Source organism: Aequorivita sinensis (assembly GCF_006346335.1).
GTDB lineage: Bacteria > Bacteroidota > Bacteroidia > Flavobacteriales > Flavobacteriaceae > Aequorivita > Aequorivita sinensis.
The window spans coordinates 367,224-387,476 of sequence record NZ_VDMC01000002.1 but is presented as its reverse complement, the minus strand read 5'-3'; the positions used below and the strand labels follow the sequence as shown (position 1 = coordinate 387,476).

Below are 20,253 nucleotides of genomic sequence, written 5' to 3'. Positions count from 1 at the left end.
TGCTCACGTATATTTATATTAGCAACCCTACACAAAATTTTTATGGCCGAAACACAATATACCGAAGATAACATACGCTCCCTCGATTGGAAAGAACACATTCGTATGCGTCCCGGGATGTATATTGGTAAGCTTGGTGATGGATCTTCGCCAGATGACGGAATTTACATCCTTCTAAAAGAAGTGCTTGACAACTCTATTGATGAGTTTGTTATGGGCGCGGGAAAAACTATCGAGGTTCGCATAAAAGAAAAAGAAGTGAGAGTTCGCGATTATGGTCGTGGAATACCGCTAGGAAAAGTGATTGATGTAGTTTCAAAAATGAATACCGGAGGTAAGTACGATAGCCGTGCATTCAAGAAATCTGTTGGATTGAATGGGGTAGGTACTAAAGCCGTGAATGCCCTTTCTTCATTTTTTAAAGTAGAATCTGTTCGAGATAACCAAATGAAAGCTGCAGAGTTTTCACTTGGAGAGCTTACAAATGATTTGGAGATAGAAGAATCATCAAAAAGAAAAGGGACCAAAGTGGTTTTTATTCCGGATGAAACAATCTTCAAAAATTTTAAATTCCGTACAGAGTATGTTGAGAAAATGCTCAAAAACTATGTTTATCTAAACCCTGGATTAACAATAGATTTTAACGGACAAAAATTCTATTCCGAAAATGGATTAAAAGACCTTCTTCAGGAAACTATTAGTGAAGAAGATATGGCGTATCCAATTATTCACTTACGCGGTGATGATATTGAGGTAGCTATAACACATAGTAAAACGCAATACAGCGAAGAATATCACAGTTTTGTAAACGGACAAAACACCACGCAAGGAGGTACGCATTTGGCTGCTTTCCGTGAAGCTATTGTAAAAACCGTTCGTGAGTTTTACAACAAAAATTACGATGCTAGTGACGTGCGAAAGTCAATCGTTTCGGCAATTAGTATCAAGGTTATGGAGCCTGTTTTTGAAAGTCAAACAAAAACTAAACTCGGTTCTACCGATATGGGTGGCGATTTGCCAACTGTGCGAACCTATATCAACGATTTCGTAAAAACTAATCTCGATAATTTTCTACATAAAAACCCTGAATCGGCAGATGCTATTCAGCGAAAAATAGTTCAAGCTGAAAGAGAGCGTAAAGAGCTTAGTGGTATCAGAAAACTCGCTAAGGATAGAGCTAAAAAAGCGAGTCTTCACAATAAAAAGTTACGCGATTGCCGTGTGCATTTGGGAGATATAAAGAATGAAAGAAATCTAGAGTCTACGCTGTTCATTACAGAGGGGGATTCTGCAAGTGGTAGTATTACAAAGAGTCGCGATGTAAATACTCAAGCCGTATTCTCACTTCGAGGAAAACCATTGAATACTTATGGTATGACCAAGAAGATTGTGTATGAAAACGAAGAGTTTAACTTACTACAAGCAGCGTTGAATATCGAAGATTCCATGGAGGACTTGCGATATAACAATATTGTAATTGCAACGGATGCCGATGTGGATGGGATGCACATTCGTTTATTGCTGATTACATTTTTCCTTCAGTTTTTTCCTGAGTTGATTAAAGAAGGACATTTGTATATATTGCAAACACCACTTTTCCGTGTTAGAAATAAGAAAGAAACTATTTACTGTTATTCAGAAGAAGAAAGAGTAAATGCTATAGAAAAACTTAAGCCAAAGCCTGAAATTACACGATTTAAAGGTTTGGGGGAGATTTCGCCAGACGAATTTGTGCATTTTATTGGAAACGATATTCGTTTAGATCCAGTAATGCTAGATAAGTCTATGAGTATTGAAGAATTACTTTCATTTTATATGGGTAAAAACACACCGGATAGACAGGAGTTTATTATCGATAATTTGAAAGTGGAATTGGATAGAGTAGAAGAATAATTTATTTAGAACACGCTTAATAGCGTCCTTATTAAAAAATACACCTTATTGTTCTTTCGGCCTCTTAGGTGAAAGTTTACCGCAAGACGCAGAGAGCGCTGAGTGAAAATATAAAATAAAGAATACAGCATATAAAAATGAGTGACGAACTCGACAATAACGAAGAAGAAATTACAGGTCCAGATTATTTAGGCGTAAACGACGATACTTCCGGAGATACTATAAAAAAAGTAACTGGAATGTATCGCGATTGGTTTTTGGACTACGCTAGTTACGTAATCCTAGAACGTGCCGTACCTGCAATTGAAGATGGATTTAAGCCTGTGCAACGCCGTATTATGCAATCTATGAAAGATTTGGATGATGGGCGTTACAATAAGGTGGCAAATATTGTTGGGCATACTATGCAGTACCACCCACACGGGGACGCGAGTATTGCAGATGCCATGGTGCAAATTGGTCAAAAAGACCTGCTAATAGACACTCAAGGAAACTGGGGTAACATCCTAACGGGCGATAGTGCTGCTGCTTCTCGTTATATTGAAGCTAGACTCTCAAAGTTTGCTTTAGATGTTATTTACAACCCAAAAATTACAAAGTGGCAAGCTTCTTACGATGGTCGTAGAAAAGAGCCAATCAATCTACCTGTAAAGTTTCCACTACTTTTAAATCAAGGAGGAGAAGGAATTGCAGTTGGTCTTTCAACAAAAATACTTCCACATAACTTCCTTGAATTAATCGATGCTTCTATAAAGCATTTACAAGGGAAAAAGTTTCAAATATATCCAGATTTCCCTACAGGGGGAATAATGGATGTAGCCAATTATAACGATGGTTTACGCGGAGGGAAAATTAGAAGTCGTGCCCGTATAAACCAACTTGATAAAAACACATTAATAATTACTGAAATTCCTTTCGGAACAAATACATCATCGCTAATTGACTCTATCTTAAAGGCGAATGAAAAAGGAAAAATTAAAATTAAAAAGATAGAGGATAATACGGCTGCTGCAGTTGAAATTCAAATCCACTTACCTAGTGGAATTTCTCCAGATAAAACTATAGACGCGCTATATGCGTTTACAGCCTGTGAAACTTCAATTTCGCCTTTAGGATGTGTAATTGAAGACAACAAACCTCTTTTTGTTGGAGTTTCTGAAATGCTTCGTTTAAGTACCGACCGCACGGTTGAGTTGCTAAAAAGTGAGTTGGAAATTCAGTTATCTGAATTAGAAGAACAATGGCATTTTGCTTCATTAGAGCGTATTTTTATTGAAAATAGAATTTACCGCGATATTGAAGAGGAAGAAACATGGGAAGGGGTTATCAAGGCGATAGACAAAGGATTACAACCTCATATAAAACACTTAAAACGCGCTGTTACCGAAGAAGATATTGTTCGATTAACAGAAATTCGAATTAAAAGAATTTCTAAATTCGACATCGATAAGGCACAGCAAAAAATTGATGCGCTTGAAGCTAGTATTGCTCAAATAAAACATCACCTAGACAACCTAATAGAATATGCAATCGATTACTTTAAGCGATTGAAAAAGGATTATGGTGAGGGTAAAGAGCGTAAAACAGAGATAAGAACTTTTGAAGATATTGAAGCGACCAAGGTTGTAATTCGCAACACTAAGCTATATGTAAATCGCAAAGAAGGTTTTGTGGGTACAAGTTTAAAACGCGATGAATACGTAACCGATTGTAGTGATATAGACGATATTATTGTATTTACCGAAGATGGTACAATGATGGTTACAAAAGTGGATTCCAAGACCTTTGTTGGTAAAAATATTATTCACGTTGCTGTATTTAAAAAGAAAGATAAACGCACCATATACAATATGATTTACCGCGACGGAGCTCGTGGCTCGAGTTATGTTAAGCGTTTTGCTGTTACGTCAATTACCCGCGACAAAGAATATGATATGACCAATGGAGCGAAAGGTTCTAAGGTGTTGTATTTTACCGCAAACCCAAACGGTGAAGCCGAATTGGTGACAATCTATTTACGTCAGACAGGTAGTATAAAGAAATTAAAATTCGACTTTGATTTTGCCGATCAATTGGTAAAAGGAAGAAATTCTAAAGGAAATATTGTTTCCAAATATTCAATTAAAAAAATTGAGCTGAAAGAGAAAGGGCTTTCTACCTTAAAACCGAGAAAAATTTGGTTTGACGATTCTGTACAGCGATTAAATGTCGATGAGCGTGGAGAACTTTTAGGTGAATTTAGAAAAGAAGACCGATTGCTAATTGTGAATCAAAAAGGTGTTGTTAAGACTGTTGTTCCAGACTTAACATTGCGTTTTGATAGCGATATGATTGTGCTTGAAAAATGGGATCCTAAGAAACCGTTAAGCGCTATTTATTGGGAAGGTGAAAAAGAATTATTCTACGTAAAACGATTCCTAATTGAAAACCCAGACAAAGAAGAAACCATTATTACAGATCATCCTGATTCGTATTTAGAGAAAATCTTTACCGATTACCGTCCTATGGCTGAAGTGGTTTTTGTAAAGAAGAGAGGGCAGGAGCGAGATGAAAATCTTGAGGTTAATTTAGAAGAATTTATTGCTGTTAAAGGAATAACTGCAATGGGGAATCAGTTAACTAAGGAAAAGGTTTTAGAAATTAATACTATGGAGCCTTTGCCATACGATTTGCCAAAACCTCGAGATGCTAAGGAAATGTATGTTGTTGATGAAGAAAAAATGACTTCAGATAGTGGGGATTCAAAAACTAATAAAGATTCAGACGACGAGGATTTAAGAACTGACGAAGGCGGGCAAGGCTTGCTGTTTTAGCTCTTGTAATATTTTCTGGATGCGATGAGGTTTGATTGGGGTTTAATCACTTCATCTATTCAATATAGTAGGCTATTCTGAAAATCAGATTTTTTAAGTAATGTAGCTGTTCTCTTGTGTTTTTGCCTTGAATCGGCATGCTTATAGGGTGTTGACTTTGTTTCTTTTAAGCTAAAGTCTAAAATTCTAACTTTCTGTGACTAAACCTTTTGATTTTCAAAAGAAAAACATTATTTTTGCACCCCGCTTAGCGACGAGTCAAGATTAAGAGGAATTGAAACAAAACAAAAAGAACCCTTCTGTGGGATAGTCGCATTAAAATCTTGTAACAGCGCAGAATACAAAACGTTGATTTTTAAAACATTCTAATTTTAATTTTAGAAGTTTAGAAATCAATTTCACAAACAAATGGCTGATAAAGCAAACAAAGAAGAAGTGCAAGTAGAAGATACTGCAACTCAAAACGAGGCATCTACAAAGCCTCAAAGGGAAGTTTCATTAAAAGAAAGCAACCCTGAAAAATTCCTAGAAGAATTTAACTGGCACAACTACGAAGAAGGAATTGATCCTATCGACGATGGTAAACTAGAAGAATTCGAGAAATTAGTAGCTGAGAATTTCGTTGACACACTTGATGATGAAGTTGTTGAAGGTAAGGTAGTTTACATTACAGACCGTGATGCAATTATCGATATCAACGCGAAAAGTGAAGGTGTTGTTTCATTAAACGAATTCCGTTACAATCCAGATTTAAAAGTTGGTGATAAAGTAGAAGTGTTGATCGATGTTCGTGAGGACAGTACAGGTCAGCTTATCCTTAGCCACCGTAAAGCAAGAACTATCAAGGCGTGGGATCGCGTAAATGCAGCTCACGACGAAGGTACAATCGTAAATGGATACGTAAAATGCCGCACAAAAGGTGGTATGATCGTAGATGTTTTCGGTATCGAAGCTTTCTTACCAGGTTCTCAAATTGATGTTAAGCCTATCCGTGATTACGATGTTTACGTTGGTAAAACAATGGAATTCAAAGTTGTTAAAATTAACCACGAATTCAAAAACGTTGTTGTTTCTCACAAAGCGCTTATCGAAGCAGATATTGAAGAGCAGAAAAAAGAAATCATCGGGCAGCTTGAAAAAGGACAAGTACTTGAAGGTGTTGTTAAAAACATCACTTCATACGGAGTATTTGTTGACCTTGGAGGTGTTGATGGACTTGTACATATTACAGACCTTTCTTGGTCTCGTATCAACCATCCAAATGAGATCGTTGAACTTGATCAAAAATTGAACGTTGTAATTCTTGATTTCGATGAAGATAAAACACGTATCCAATTAGGTCTTAAGCAACTTAACCCTCACCCATGGGAAGCTCTTGGTGATGAGTTAAAAGTTGGAGATAAAGTAAAAGGTAAAGTAGTTGTTATTGCAGATTACGGTGCTTTTGTTGAAGTAGCTGAAGGTGTTGAAGGTCTTATCCACGTTAGCGAAATGTCTTGGTCTACTCACTTACGTAGCGCACAAGATTTCGTAAATGTTGGTGATGAGGTTGAAGCTGTTGTTCTTACTATGGACAAAGAAGAGCGCAAAATGAGCCTTGGTATTAAGCAAATGACTCCAGATCCATGGACTGATATTACTACTAAATACCCTGTAGGTTCACGCCATAAAGGTATTGTTCGTAACTTCACTAACTTCGGTGTATTCGTTGAGTTAGAAGAAGGTATCGATGGTCTTATCTACATTAGCGACCTTTCTTGGACTAAGAAAATTAAGCACCCAAGCGAATTCACTAACATTGGTGATGAGCTAGATGTTGTTGTTCTTGAGTTAGATGTTGAAGGACGTAAACTAAGTTTAGGTCACAAACAAACTGAAGAAAACCCTTGGGATAAGTATGAAGCTGAATTTGCAGTTGGTACTAAGCACACTGCTACTATTGACGAAATGGTAGATAAAGGAGCTACAATAAACTTCAATGACGATATTACTGCTTTCATTCCAAACCGTCACCTTGAAAAAGAAGATGGTACAATGTTGAAAAAAGGTGATGAGGCTGAATTCCAAATTATTGAGTTCAACAAAGAATTCAAGAAAGTGGTTGCTTCACATATGAGTATTCATAAAGAAGAAGAGGCTAAGATTGTAAAAGACGCTGTGAAAAAACAAGAAGCAGCTGAAGCAGAAGCAAAACCAACTTTAGGTGATGCAAACTCTGCACTTCAAGCCCTTAAAGATAAAATGGACGGTAAAAAATAATCGTTGCATTTATAGCTAATAAAAAGCCTTCTGGAAACAGAAGGCTTTTTTTGTTATAGCCTGTTTCTATCACTTTTAATGCTTTTGTTACTGAAAAGATTTCCCAATATATTAAAATTGACTATTTTCAAATTTTTTAAATTTTAATATGAAAATAAGAGCCCTTACCCCACTTTTGTTACTGTTTATCCTTTCGTGTGCTGCTCCTAAAAAAGCCATAAACGGAAAAGCAGATAGCGCCGATGCAAAAACAGAAAAAGACAAATCTTCAATCAAGCCTTATGACAAGGTTATAACGAAAGATGCAAAAACGGACGATGGTTTGTTTAAAGTGCATACTGTAAAAGAAGATTTTTTTTATGAAATTCCCGATTCTCTTTTTGGAAGAGAAATGTTAATGGTTACCCGAATCGCTAAAACCGCGACTAATATTGGTTTTGGTGGAGGAAAAACAAATACCCAAGTCCTTCGATGGGAAAAGAAACCAAACAAGGTGTTGTTACGCGTTGTTTCGCATCAAATATTTGCGGCCGATTCACTTCCTATATATGAGGCTGTTGTAAACTCAAACTTTGAACCTGTTGTTTTTACATTCGACGTAAAGGCTTTAGGTAAAGACAGTACATCTACTGTAGTTCAGGTGAATAAGCTTTTTGAAAGTGACGTTAGACCGCTAGGGATGCCAAAGCATTATCGCGATAGGTATAAAATTACCACTATGGATAAGGAGCGTTCGTATATCGAAACAATTAAATCTTATCCATTAAACATAGAGTCTCGTCACGTAAAAACATACGCGGCAAAAGAGCCGCCTAGCAATTCAGCTGTAGGTTCAATTTCTGTTGAAATGAATAACAGTATGGTGCTACTGCCTAAAGAGCCAATGAAACGTCGTTATTTTGATGAACGCGTTGGATGGTTTGCTCGTGGACAAACTGATTATGGATTGGAAAACCATGAAAGTAAAACCGTTAAATATCTTGACAGATGGCGTTTAGAAGTAAGAGATGAAGATAGAGCAGCATTTGAAAGAGGAGAACTAGTAGTTCCTAAAAAACAAATTGTTTATTATATCGACAGAGCTACTCCAGTAAAATGGAGAAAATATATCAAACAAGGCATTGAAGATTGGCAAGTGGCTTTTGAAGCTGCAGGCTTTAAAGATGCTATAATAGCAAAAGATCCGCCAACAGTTGAGGAAGATCCAGAATGGTCTCCAGAAGATGTGCGTTATTCGGTGGTGCGCTACTTGGCGTCTCCTATACCAAACGCAAACGGGCCTCACGTAAGTGATCCGCGTAGTGGTGAAATATTGGAAAGTGATATTAATTGGTATCACAACGTTATGACATTATTGAGAAACTGGTTTTTTGTGCAAACTGCTGCAATTAATCCAGACGCCAGAGGTGTAGCTTTTAAAGATGAAATTATGGGTAGACTTATCCGTTTTGTTTCTTCTCACGAAGTTGGTCATACCTTAGGATTGCCACATAATATGGGAAGTAGTGTTGCTTACCCTGTAGATTCACTGCGTTCTGTAGATTTTACTAAAAAGTACGGAACAGCTCCTTCAATTATGGATTATGCGCGTTTCAATTATATTGCTCAGCCAGGGGATGGAGATGTAGCACTAATGCCAAATATTGGTGTTTATGATAAGTATGCAATAAATTGGGGATATAGACCATTGCCACACCTAACTGCTGAAGAGGAAAAAGAAACTCTCGATTCTTGGATTTTAGAACACGCTGCTGACCCTATGTATCGATTTGGAAAACAACAGTCGGGAGGTGTGATAGATCCTAGTAGTCAAACTGAAGATTTGGGTGACGATGCTGTAAAAGCGAGTATGTACGGTATTTCAAACCTGAAATTACTCGTGCCAAAACTTATTGAATACACCAGAGAAGATGGTAAAAACTACGATGATCTTTCAGAAATGTACAATCAAGTAGTTGCTCAATTTAATAGGTATATGGGGCACGTAACAGCAAATATTGGTGGTGTTTACGAATACTATAAAACCTACGATCAGGAGGGTGCAGTTTATACGCACGTTGCAAAAGATAAACAAGAAGAAAGTTTGGCATTTTTACAAGAACAACTATTTGCAACTCCAGAATGGTTGTTGGATGATGATATCTTCAATAAAATCCAATTCGATGGAAGTATTGAGAATATTAGAAAGATGCAAGAAAGAACGCTAAATGATATTCTTGACTTTGGAAGATTGGCTCGAATTATTGAAAACGAATCTATTAATGGAAAAAACAGTTATTCATTATTAGAGATGATGGAAGACTTGCGGAAAGGAATTTTCGAAGAGCTTAAAACTGCTGCGCCTATAGATACCTACAGAAGAAATCTCCAGCGAGTTTACATCAATAGACTTTCGTATTTAATGTCGAATGAGCAAAAAGGTAGAAATAGAACAAAAGTTGATGTTAACTTAAGTGACATTCGTTCGGTAGCAAGAGCAGAGCTTATAGCTTTAGATAATGATATTAGAAGAGCTTTAGGTAGAACTACAGATAGAATGAGTAAGATTCATTTGTTAGATCTTCGTGAAAGGATTGATGTTATCTTGAATCCATACGCTAAATAATTTCGAGTTTTCTTATTAAAACAAAATAGCCTGTCTTATATAAGACAGGTTTTTTTATGCAGTAAATTGAATAGTTTCAAAAGTTTACGATTTATTGGTTTTAAACGAAAATAAATTCTTTAGTTTTAAATAAATAATTCTGTATTTTTGTTTGCTGAATCTAATTCAGACTTTCCTATGAGCCAAAAAGTGTTACTAAACGCAACCGAGATTAATATTGCGCTTAACCGTTTGGCTTGCCAATTGATTGAAAAGCACGACGATTTTTCCAAAACAGTACTTATCGGAATACAACCTAGAGGAGTCTTTTTAGCTGAAAGACTTAAAACCTTGTTGGAAACTGAATATAAAATAAAAAACATTCAACTTGGTTATCTAGACATCACCTTCTTTAGAGATGATTTCCGAAGAAGTGGTAAGCCGTTAGAAGCAAATAAAACCAAAATTAATTTTATAGTTGAAGATAAAAACGTTGTATTTATAGACGATGTGCTTTTTACTGGAAGAAGTATTCGTTCTGCATTAACCGCAGTGCAATCTTTTGGAAGGCCATTAGAAATTGAATTACTAACACTTATAGATCGCCGTTTTAGCCGTCATTTACCAATTCAACCCGATTATAGAGGAAGACAAGTAGATGCGATTAATGGGGAAAAAGTAAAAGTGTGCTGGAAAGAAAATGAAGGCGAAGACGCTGTTTATTTAGTTAAGAGTTAAGGGGGAGAGAGAGCAAAGAGTAGAGAACATAGAACATAGAAGAGAGTAGAGAGAGGAGAATGGTAAGTGACTAGTGTAGAAAAGACAAGTGCCAATAGATAATCGATAACAGATAACCGAAAACCAAACAATGGAACTAAGTGTAAATCACTTACTGGGAATAAAATATATAACCGAAGCCGATATTCAACTCATCTTCGAGACGGCCGATCATTTTAAAGAGGTTATTAACCGACCTATTAAAAAAGTGCCATCGCTTCGAGACATTACCATTGCCAACCTCTTTTTCGAAAATAGTACGCGTACGAAACTTTCGTTTGAGCTTGCTGAAAAAAGACTTTCTGCAGATGTTATAAATTTTGCATCTTCGAGTTCTTCTGTTGCCAAAGGAGAAACGCTTATTGATACCGTAAACAATATTCTTTCTATGAAAGTTGATATGGTGGTAATGCGTCATCCAAATCCAGGAGCAGGAATATTCTTATCTAAGCACGTTAATGCTAGCATTATTAATGCAGGAGATGGAGCACACGAGCATCCAACTCAAGCCCTATTAGATAGCTACTCTATTCGTGAAAAGTTAGGTGATGTTGCAGGAAAAAAGGTAGTTATTGTAGGTGATATTCTTCATTCTAGAGTTGCATTGTCGAATATTTTTACACTTCAAAAGCTTGGAGCAAAGGTTAAGGTGTGTGGTCCTAAAACACTTATCCCTAAATATATAGAAAAATTAAACGTAGAGGTGGAAACTAATTTGCGTAAAGCGTTAGAGTGGTGTGATGTAGCAAATATGCTTCGTGTTCAAAACGAGCGTATGGATATTAGTTATTTCCCAACAGCTCGAGAATACTCACAACAATTCGGACTTAATAAAGCGATGCTCGATTCTTTAAATAAGGAAATTGTAGTAATGCACCCAGGGCCAATTAATCGCGGTGTGGAAATCACAAGTGATGTTGCAGATAGCAAGCAATCTATTATATTAGGTCAAGTAGAAAATGGAGTAGCCATCCGTATGGCTGTAATTTATTTATTAGCCTCAAAAATTAAACATAATGAAGATTGAGAATCATCCAAATTTTGTTGTCCTTGAAGATGAGAAGGATGATATAATAGATTTTGCCTCATTTATTGAGAGTCAAGTTCCTTCAAAGTACAAGGGTCAGAATGTGGTTTTGAACTTATTGAAGTATGACTCTTTATCCTTGCCAGAATTATTACAATTCTTAAAAACATCAAACCTTCATCGCAAAACAAACTATTCCTTTGTTATTGTAAACGATGCCATTGATATAGATGAAGTTCCTTACGAATTAGTTGTAGTGCCAACACTTCAGGAAGCTGAGGATATCGTTGAAATGGAAGAGATTGAGCGCGACCTCGGTTTCTAGTCTAAACTGAGCTGATTACTCGTAAAGCTTCTGATACGAGAAACAATAATTTTTTAAAAATCCAATTTTGAAATTAACTATCCTAGGATGCCATTCAGCAACTCCAACTGCTTCTACGCACCCAACAGCGCAGATTTTGGAGATTAAGGGGCATTTGTTTTTAATTGACTGTGGGGAGGGAACCCAGATGCAATTAAGAAAATATAGGGTTAAATTTTCGCGTATTCGTCATATTTTTATATCACACCTACACGGCGATCACTTTTTTGGCTTACCAGGACTAATTTCAACTTTTTTACTATTAGGAAGAGAAGCTGAATTACATATTTACGGCCCCAAAGGCATAAAACAGTCTATATTATTGCTTCTTAAGTTGGGGAAAGCATATACAAATTACCCTTTGTACTTCCACGAACTAGAAGAGACTACGCCACAGTTAATTTATGAAGATGATAAAGTTACGGTGGAAACAATTCCATTAAAACATAGAGTGTATACCAATGGATTCCTTTTCAAAGAAAAACTGGAAGACCGAAAGTTAAATGTGGATGCTGCTCGAGAACTGAATATCGATTTAAGTTATTACAACAAAATCAAACAAGGTTTCGACGTGGAGAATAGAGATGGTAAGTTGATATCAAACAAAGACATTACCTTCGATCCACCTGCACCAAAATCGTATGCCTATTGTAGTGATACAGAATATAATCCAGAAATGGTTCCTCAAATTGAAGGAGCAACTTTTTTGTATCACGAATCAACCTTTCTGGATGAACACTATCATCTTGCTGAAAAAACCAAGCACAGCACCGCTAAGGAGGCTGCTGTTATTGCGCGAAAAGCAAACGTTGGGACATTAATTCTCGGTCATTATTCAGGCCGTTATGGGAAGCTTGAACTTTTCCGTAAGGAGGCTCAAGAGGTATTTGATAATGTAGAATTAGCTGAAGATGGAAAATCCTTTCAGTTTTAATTTACTTTTTCTTACTAGTTAGGCTTTAACCTTTCGTTTAAATTCACTTTTGAATCTTTTCTACTGGAAAATATTTAATACATATTTAATAAACTGCTATTTCAAAGAATATTTAAAACTCTTAACTTGCGTTAAAACTTGAGAAATGGCCGAAAAGCTTCACGACTACCGAAAATCTTATGAAAAGGGCGAGCTATCCGAAAATTCGGTAGATGAAAACCCGATGCAACAATTCCGTAAATGGTTTTATGAGGTGCAGAACAGTGGTGGTGTAGATGAAGTTAATGCAATGACGGTAAATACTATTGGAACCGATGGTTTCCCAAAAGGAAGAGTAGTTTTACTGAAAAAATACGACGAATACGGCTTTTACTTTTACACTAATTACGAAAGTGAAAAGGGTAGGGCTATTGCAAATAACAACAAGGTTTCCTTGTCTTTCTTTTGGCCAAATATGGAACGACAAATTATAATTAAAGGAACTGCTGAGAAAACTTCAGAAGCAGATTCAACAAATTATTTTCATTCTAGACCAAAGGGAAGTCAGCTAGGAGCAGTTGTTTCACATCAAAGTGAAGTAGTGGAATCTCGAGAAGTTTTAGAGAAAAATTTGGCAGAACTCGAAAAGAAATATGAAACAGAAGAAGTTCCAAAACCAGATAATTGGGGAGGAATATTAGTAAAGCCAATATCGATAGAATTCTGGCAAGGTAGACCGAATAGGCTGCACGACAGAATTCGATATAGATTAAAAGACAACGATTGGGTGATTGAGAGGTTAGCTCCTTAAATGAGGGAATAGAATTAAGGAGGCCAGCGATATTCTGATTGCCATCCAAAACCTAGAATTAATAAAACGCAATGAAAACACTTTACATAGTAAGACACGCAAAATCATCCTGGAAACACGATTTACAAGACCATAAGCGTCCTTTAAAAGGGCGTGGTAAACGCGATGGAAAACTAGTTTCAGAAAAAGTTGCGAAAGAAGTTAAGCCTCCTCAAAAAATTGTTAGCAGTGACGCTACTCGTACACTCTCAACGGCTCAATTTTTTAAAGACGCTTTCAATATTGATGATGCAAATTTTGAAACCAATCATAGTCTTTACGATTTTAGCGGTCAGAGTGTTATGCGAATTATTAAGTCGTTCGATGATAATTTAGACATTATGATGTTAGTGGGGCATAATCACGCCTTAACATCTATAGTAAATATGTTAGGTGATAAATACATAGAAAATGTTCCAACTTGTGGTTTTGTAATGTTGCAGTTTGATGAAAAAAAATGGAAAGACATTACCAGAGGTAAAACAATTAAAACAATATTTCCACGAGATCTTAAGTAATGACAGGAAAAACAGATACTAATAAAACTAATCGTAATCAATATTACAATAGAGAGTTAAGCTGGCTTCAGTTTAATGCTCGAGTGTTGCAAGAGGCAAATGATGAAAAGTTACCTTTAATTGAAAGACTTCGATTTTTAGGTATATTTTCTAATAACTTAGATGAGTTCTTTAAGGTTCGGTATGCTACTATAAAACGTATTGTAGAAGCTGGTAAGACAGGGAAAAGCTTTCTTGGAGGGTATTCAGCCAAGGAGCTTTTGGAGGTGATTACGCAAACGGTAATCGATCAGCAGGCTCAAAGTCTCGAGATTCTAAGTAAAATTCAAACGAAACTTAGAAAAGAGAATATATTTATTATTAACGAGACCGAAATATCACCTTCGCAAAGTAAGTTTATTTCAGAATACTTTGTGAGATACGTTAGCCCGGCGATGATGACTATTATGATTGGTGAAGTTGATGAATTCCCCAATCTTCGTGATGATGCTGCATACTTAGCTGTAACAATGGTGATGAGCAAGGAGGATGATACTTTTGAGGCTAAACACAACTATGCTTTAATTGAAATTCCACGAACTATTAATCGTTTTGTTGAGCTTCCAAAGGAAGGAGATAATCAATATGTTATTATTCTAGACGATTTAATTCGTCATTGTTTAAACAACATTTTCAATATTTTTAAATATGAGACAATTTCGGCTCATATGATTAAAATTACCCGTGATGCTGAGTTGGATATAGATAGCGATTTAAGTCGCAGTTTTATTGAAAAAATCTCAAAAAGTGTAAAAAATAGAAGTGCTGGGGATCCAGTTCGCTTTGTGTACGATAAAAGTATTGATAAAAAGTCCTTACAGTTTCTACTAGATAAAATGGGAATTGATAAAACCGACAGTATTATTCCTGGAGGGCGTTATCACAACAGACGAGACTATATGAATTTCCCTAGATTGGGAAGGCCCGATCTTCAATACGAAAAAACAGAACCGCTTCCAATACCAGGACTGAGCTTACAAGGTAGTTTGTTCGATAGAATTGCTGAAAAAGATTATCTTCTTCATGCTCCGTATCAAACATTTATGTATGTAATTAAGTTTTTACGTGAAGCTGCGTTGGATCCAAAAGTGAAATCTATTAAAATCACAATTTACCGCTTAGCAGAAGTTTCGCATATTGCTAGTTCGCTTATAAATGCTAAGAAAAATGGGAAAGACGTAACAGTACAAATAGAGCTGCAAGCGAGATTTGATGAAGAAGCAAATATTAAATACGCTGAATTACTTCAAAGTGAAAATATCAAGTTGATTTTTGGAGTAAAAGGTCTAAAGGTGCATTGTAAAACTTGTTTGGTAGAAAGACTAGAGAACAACAAAACAGTTCGTTATGGTATCTTGAGTACAGGAAACTTCAATGAATCTACAGCAAAACTTTATACCGATTATACTTTGTTTACTGCCAATCAAAAGATATGCAAAGAGATAAATAAGGTTTTCGACTTTTTTGAAGTCAATTATCAGGTAAAAAAATATAGACATCTTATCGTGTCGCCGCATTACACTCGAAAAGCTTTATATAATTTAATCGATACTGAAATTAAAAATAAAAAAGCAGGCTTACCTAGCGGGATTAAATTAAAGCTCAACAGTCTGTCGGACTATGCCATGATAGACAAGCTTTACGAAGCGAGCAGAGCAGGAGTTAAAATTAAAATGATTGTTCGTGGTATTTGCTGCTTGATTCCAGGTGTGAAAGGAATGAGTGAAAATATTGAAGCAATAAGTATTGTTGGTAAATATTTAGAACACCCGCGATTGTTTATTTTTGAAAATGCCGGAGATACTAAGGTGTATATTTCTTCTGCTGATTTAATGGGAAGAAACTTAGATAACAGGGTAGAAGTGAGTTGTCCGATATACGACCCTGACATTAAAAATGAAATTTTAGAAAATTTTGAAATTGGGTGGAGTGATAATGTTAAAGCTAGAGTGTTTAGCGTGAAAAATGACAATGCTTATAGAAGAAACAACAAGCCTCCAGTTCGTTCTCAATTCAAAATGTACAATTATTATTTAAACAAACTTGAAGTAAATTAATTTGTTAAACATAGAAAAATACGGAGCAGTAGATATTGGTAGTAACGCTATACGTTTGCTGGTAGTTACTGTAATTGAGCAGAAGGGAAAAGATACGATATTTAAAAAAACATCATTGGTTCGCGTGCCTATTCGTTTAGGTGCGGAAGTTTTTGTTGATGGAAAGATTTCTGATAAAAATGCCGTAAGAATGCTAGATGCAATGAAGGCATTTAGTCTGTTGATGAAAACGCACGGAATAAAACGTTATAGAGCGTGTGCTACTTCAGCGATGCGTGAAGCTTCCAATGGCTCTGAAATAGTTGAAACGATTAAAGAGAAAAGCGGAATTGTAATCGACATTATTGACGGTAATGATGAGGCTGCAATTATCGCTTCTACAGATTTAAAAACACTAATTGAAGACGATAAAGTTTTCCTTTACGTAGATGTTGGAGGAGGGAGTACAGAGCTAACTATTTTTGCCAATGGAAAAACGGTTACTTCGCAAAGTTTTAAAATAGGAACAGTTCGGTTGTTAGAAAACCTCGTAGTTGAAGATGTTTGGAAGCAAATGGAGGCTTGGATTAAACAAGAGACCAAAGATTATAAAAAGATTTTAATGATTGGTAGTGGAGGAAACATCAATACTATCTTTAAAAAGAGTGGCAAAAAGCTTGGGAAGCCACTTAGCTATATTTACCTATCTTCATATTATAAAACATTAAAATCTCTTACCTACGAGGAGCGTATTACAGAATTAGATATGAATCCAGATCGTGCCGACGTGGTAATTCCTGCTACAAAAATCTATTTATCTGCCATGAAATGGAGTAAAGCTAAGAGTATGTATGTGCCTAAAATAGGACTTAGTGACGGTATAGTGAAAAGTCTTTACAACGAAAAAATTGCTGCAGAAAATTAGGATTAAGCTTAAAGCTCATCGTGGAAATTTGACAATGGGAAATAATATTTACACTATTTAACTATTAGTTTTCTTACAAATTTAGAACTTTCTGTTGTTAAATTAAAGATATAAGTAGAGCTATCTAAGTCGCTAAGGTTAAGCGTTAAACTACTTTTGTTTTTTAATTTTCTGTTGAATAAAATTTTTCCTGAAACATCAAAAATTGAAACATCAATTTCCTGATAGTTTTTATCGAGATTAACAAATAGTTTATCTGTGGCTGGATTCGGATAAATAGATATTTGTTCCTTTTTAAACCTATCGATGTTTAATATTGAAATCTCTATAGTTTTTGTTTTGGTATCCGATTTACCACAATAAGTAACGGTTTGTGAAACATTATAAACTCCACTTTCAGTATATGTGTGAACTGGATTAGTTTCGGTGGAATTGTATCCATCGCCAAAACTCCAATAGATTGAATGGAAATTACTGCTAGTATTAGTAAATGATACTTCACTTCCGATTATTTCTTCCGTAAAATCTGCTACGGGGTTTTCTGTAAAATCCCAATTAGCGATTTCATCAAAAACAATTGTCTTAGCCGCGGCTTTAATGGTATTAGCTTGATTTTCATCTAAGCTAGAATTCCAAGAAATAAAAGTTGGGTCTTTTTTATAAATCATCGCATAAAAAGCACACGCAACAGCATATGAGCCTGCTAAGGACGGATGTGAGCCATCACTGGAGTACAGTAGAATATTGGGGTGGTTTTCTCTAAGATATCGCCATACAGCCCCTGCAGGAGCTAACTCAGATTGGTTGGTTTCAGCTAAGTATATATAAGTAGCTCTAATTAAGTCGTCCATATCTTCGTATGTACATACCCAAGGTCTTATAGCGCAATTTTGAGCATCTCCATCTTTACGCCCCCAGGTCATATAAAACAGCGGTTGTGAACATTCGTTGTTTGTTCTTATGGCATTGACTAATTGTTCTACATAGGGAAATACTTCTGTTTCCATCTGCGACTGACTCAAAGAAGTTTCTTGACTTTGTCCTTGAAGGGCAACGTAATCCCAGTTATTTGAACTTATTTTGGTAAGAGTGGTACTATTAGATGCGTGATCCATAAAACGAAATCCACCCGGAGTATTGGAATCGTAAATTAGAATATCCCCGGTGCTATTGGCCATTTCGCTTACCATAAGCGGCAGATTATTAGCAGCTGTATAGCTATTCCCAATAAATAATACTTTTTTAGAAGTCTGACTATTTACAGCCAAAGTTGCTAAAACAAGAGCTATAAATAGAAGGACCTTTTTCATCTCGTATCTTTAAGTGGCTGTTGGCTTAAGCTATCGTTTTTTAAAACTACAAAATGTAAAATTCTGAAGTGTGTCGAAGGGAGTTTTGTGGTCTTCGTTTAGACAGCTAATTTTTTCAAAATCTTCAGCAAATTCCGAGCTTAATTTCTCCTCGCTGTATTGAGTAATCTCAAGTCCACTACATTTTAAAGGTCCATTTTCTGAAAAAGTTGCAATTATTAAATAGCTATTTACCGATTCTTTAATCGTTTGCTTGTACTTTTCAATATGTTCAGCATTGGTTAAAAAGTGAAAAGCTGCTCTGTCGTGCCAAAGGTCGTAAGTAGTTTCTGGCTCAAACTCTGTGATATCACTTACAATCCAAGTTACTTTCTCTGCCTTATCACCGAGTCTTTTTTTCGCTTTATTGAGTGCTTTTTCTGAGATGTCTAAAACAGTAATATTTTCAAAACCAGCTTTAAGTAGATGATCTACCAAGTTGCTATCACCGCCACCAACGTCTATAATTTTTGCAGTTTTTTTTAATTCTAGCGATTGAATAAAATCTAATGAAGTTTTAGGAACCTCTTGTGTCCAACTTACTTGCTCTGGAGTTTTAGTTTCGTAAACTGTCTCCCAATGGTTTTTTTTATTCATATTATTTATTGTTATGCTTTTTTATTTTAATAGCTCTCTTTTCTTTCTCTTCCATTTGAGCTCCAATAAAAGGAATACGAGGCGCTAGAAAATAGCCGGTTAAACTCGCAAAAAGTATTGGAATAAAATATGTGAACCCTGTTAATGTAGCGAGTAGAATAGTTGTACTCATTGGGGTGCGAGTTACACAAGAGTTTATAGCAGCCATACAACTTACAATAGTTAACGAAAGGCTTATGGAAGGGAAAATGCTGTGAATTAGTAACCCTAAAGCTGTACCGCAGAAAAACAAAGGAATAATAAAACCTCCACGCCATCCTGAAGTTACTGTAATAGAAATAGCTACAATTTTAAAAATAAGAACTGCTCCAAGAAATTGTAACGTACCATTTTCTTCAAGTAATTCATTGATTTCAAAGTGGCTGAAATATCTAGTAAGCGGAATATAATAAGCAATTACCCCTAAAAGAATACCTCCGATTAAGGTTTTAATGTAAATAGGAGATCTTAATTTTTTGAAAAGAGTTTTAAAAAACTTAGTACAAAAAATAAACATCCACCCCACTATAGTTGCCATAATTGCAAATAAGACAGCCCATCCAAAATCGAAAAAAGTTTCCATTTCGTAGGCAGGTAGATTCCACATTGGTCCCCATCCTAATTGCACGATTATAGCAAAAATGATATAACTAAATCCACTGGCAACAAGTGCTGGTATTATTGCTTGGTAATATTCTACGGCGTGTTTGTGGTGGAGTATTTCTAAAGAAAAGAGGCTACCTCCAAGGGGAGCGCCAAATAAGGCAGTAAATCCCGATGCCATCCCTGCAATGCTTAAGGAGCGCAGCTCTTCACCTTTTAATCTGAAAATTTTTCCCATCCAAGATCCTGTGGAACCTGTAACCTGTACCAAAGGTGCTTCTGGGCCCAAACTTCCTCCCGAGGCTACACACAGCAGCGATGATAATATCATTGAAGGATTGTTTTTAGGGTCTAACTTTCCTTTTTTGAAACGAATGTTATTAACCATAAGTTCCATTTCGCCAGGGTCGCCAATAAAGTAGATAATTAACCCTGCAAGAAGCCCACAAATAGCCATAACAGGAATTACAAGCCATCCTTGATATACTGCTAAAAAGTCGGTTAGATACATTAAAACCACCCAATAGACCCCAGAAATAACGCCTCCAATAAGCCCTAATAAAGCCCAGAGAATAAACATTCTACTAAACACAAAGGGATTAAATCGAATAGGTTGGTCTAAAACATCTCTGTATTTAATTAATTTCCTTCTTCTTTCGATTTTCAT

General features: G+C 35.9%; 15 protein-coding genes. 12 read left to right on the top strand and 3 right to left on the bottom strand.

Annotation, left to right across the window (positions count from 1 at the left end):
• Positions 1–42 precede the first annotated feature (42 nt).
• The 12 genes from FHP04_RS04710 to FHP04_RS04655 all read left to right on the top strand — a co-directional run bounded on the left by FHP04_RS04710 (position 43) and on the right by FHP04_RS04655 (position 16,998).
• The gene (locus FHP04_RS04710) at positions 43–1,893 is read left to right on the top strand and encodes a DNA topoisomerase IV subunit B (RefSeq protein ID WP_139854830.1); all 1,851 of its coding nucleotides are present in this window, start codon (positions 43–45) and stop codon (positions 1,891–1,893) included.
• A 137-nt stretch (positions 1,894–2,030) separates the two neighbouring features.
• Entirely contained in the window at positions 2,031–4,706 is a 2,676-nt protein-coding gene (locus FHP04_RS04705) for a DNA gyrase/topoisomerase IV subunit A (protein ID WP_139854829.1), read from the top strand.
• A gap of 408 nt (positions 4,707–5,114) precedes the next feature.
• Positions 5,115–6,965 carry a 30S ribosomal protein S1 gene (gene rpsA / locus FHP04_RS04700; protein ID WP_139854828.1) on the top strand — a complete coding sequence of 617 codons (1,851 nt, stop codon included), beginning with the start codon at positions 5,115–5,117 and terminating at the stop codon, positions 6,963–6,965.
• Between the two features lie 148 nt (positions 6,966–7,113).
• Positions 7,114–9,570 (top strand): zinc-dependent metalloprotease, encoded by a 2,457-nt coding sequence (locus FHP04_RS04695; RefSeq protein WP_139854827.1) that lies wholly within the window; start codon positions 7,114–7,116, stop codon positions 9,568–9,570.
• Between the two features lie 177 nt (positions 9,571–9,747).
• The gene (gene pyrR / locus FHP04_RS04690; protein WP_139854826.1) at positions 9,748–10,287 is read left to right on the top strand and encodes a bifunctional pyr operon transcriptional regulator/uracil phosphoribosyltransferase PyrR; all 540 of its coding nucleotides are present in this window, start codon (positions 9,748–9,750) and stop codon (positions 10,285–10,287) included.
• Between the two features lie 130 nt (positions 10,288–10,417).
• Positions 10,418–11,353 (top strand): aspartate carbamoyltransferase catalytic subunit, encoded by a 936-nt coding sequence (locus FHP04_RS04685; protein WP_139854825.1) that lies wholly within the window; start codon positions 10,418–10,420, stop codon positions 11,351–11,353.
• Positions 11,343–11,678 (top strand): ribonuclease Z, encoded by a 336-nt coding sequence (locus tag FHP04_RS04680; protein ID WP_139854824.1) that lies wholly within the window; start codon positions 11,343–11,345, stop codon positions 11,676–11,678. Before FHP04_RS04685 ends, FHP04_RS04680 begins: the two co-directional genes overlap by 11 nt.
• Before the next feature lie 67 nt (positions 11,679–11,745).
• Positions 11,746–12,651, top strand: a complete 906-nt coding sequence (locus FHP04_RS04675) for a ribonuclease Z (protein ID WP_139854823.1) — start codon at positions 11,746–11,748, stop codon at positions 12,649–12,651.
• Positions 12,652–12,796: 145 nt separating this feature from the next.
• Complete coding sequence (gene pdxH / locus FHP04_RS04670; protein ID WP_139854822.1) at positions 12,797–13,441, top strand: pyridoxamine 5'-phosphate oxidase; 645 nt, start codon at positions 12,797–12,799, stop codon at positions 13,439–13,441.
• Positions 13,442–13,512: 71 nt separating this feature from the next.
• Positions 13,513–13,998, top strand: a complete 486-nt coding sequence (locus tag FHP04_RS04665) for a SixA phosphatase family protein (protein ID WP_139854821.1) — start codon at positions 13,513–13,515, stop codon at positions 13,996–13,998.
• Positions 13,998–16,094, top strand: coding sequence for a polyphosphate kinase 1 (gene ppk1 / locus FHP04_RS04660; RefSeq protein ID WP_139854820.1), 2,097 nt, complete (start codon positions 13,998–14,000; stop codon positions 16,092–16,094). The genes FHP04_RS04665 and ppk1 overlap by 1 nt, the downstream gene beginning before the upstream one ends.
• Before the next feature lies 1 nt (position 16,095).
• Positions 16,096–16,998, top strand: a complete 903-nt coding sequence (locus tag FHP04_RS04655) for a Ppx/GppA phosphatase family protein (protein WP_139854819.1) — start codon at positions 16,096–16,098, stop codon at positions 16,996–16,998.
• 53 nt (positions 16,999–17,051) lie between these two features.
• Here FHP04_RS04655 and FHP04_RS04650 read toward each other — a convergent pair whose 3' ends face one another.
• Genes FHP04_RS04650 through FHP04_RS04640 form a run of 3 tightly spaced genes read right to left on the bottom strand, consistent with a single transcriptional unit; the run spans position 17,052 to position 20,253 of the window.
• On the bottom strand, positions 17,052–18,308 hold the full coding sequence (locus FHP04_RS04650; protein WP_139854818.1) for a T9SS type A sorting domain-containing protein: 1,257 nt from the start codon (positions 18,306–18,308) through the stop codon (positions 17,052–17,054).
• Positions 18,309–18,338: 30 nt separating this feature from the next.
• Positions 18,339–18,944, bottom strand: a complete 606-nt coding sequence (locus tag FHP04_RS04645; RefSeq protein WP_179951772.1) for a class I SAM-dependent methyltransferase — start codon at positions 18,942–18,944, stop codon at positions 18,339–18,341.
• 1 nt (position 18,945) lies between these two features.
• Positions 18,946–20,253 carry a chloride channel protein gene (locus FHP04_RS04640; RefSeq protein WP_139854816.1) on the bottom strand — a complete coding sequence of 436 codons (1,308 nt, stop codon included), beginning with the start codon at positions 20,251–20,253 and terminating at the stop codon, positions 18,946–18,948.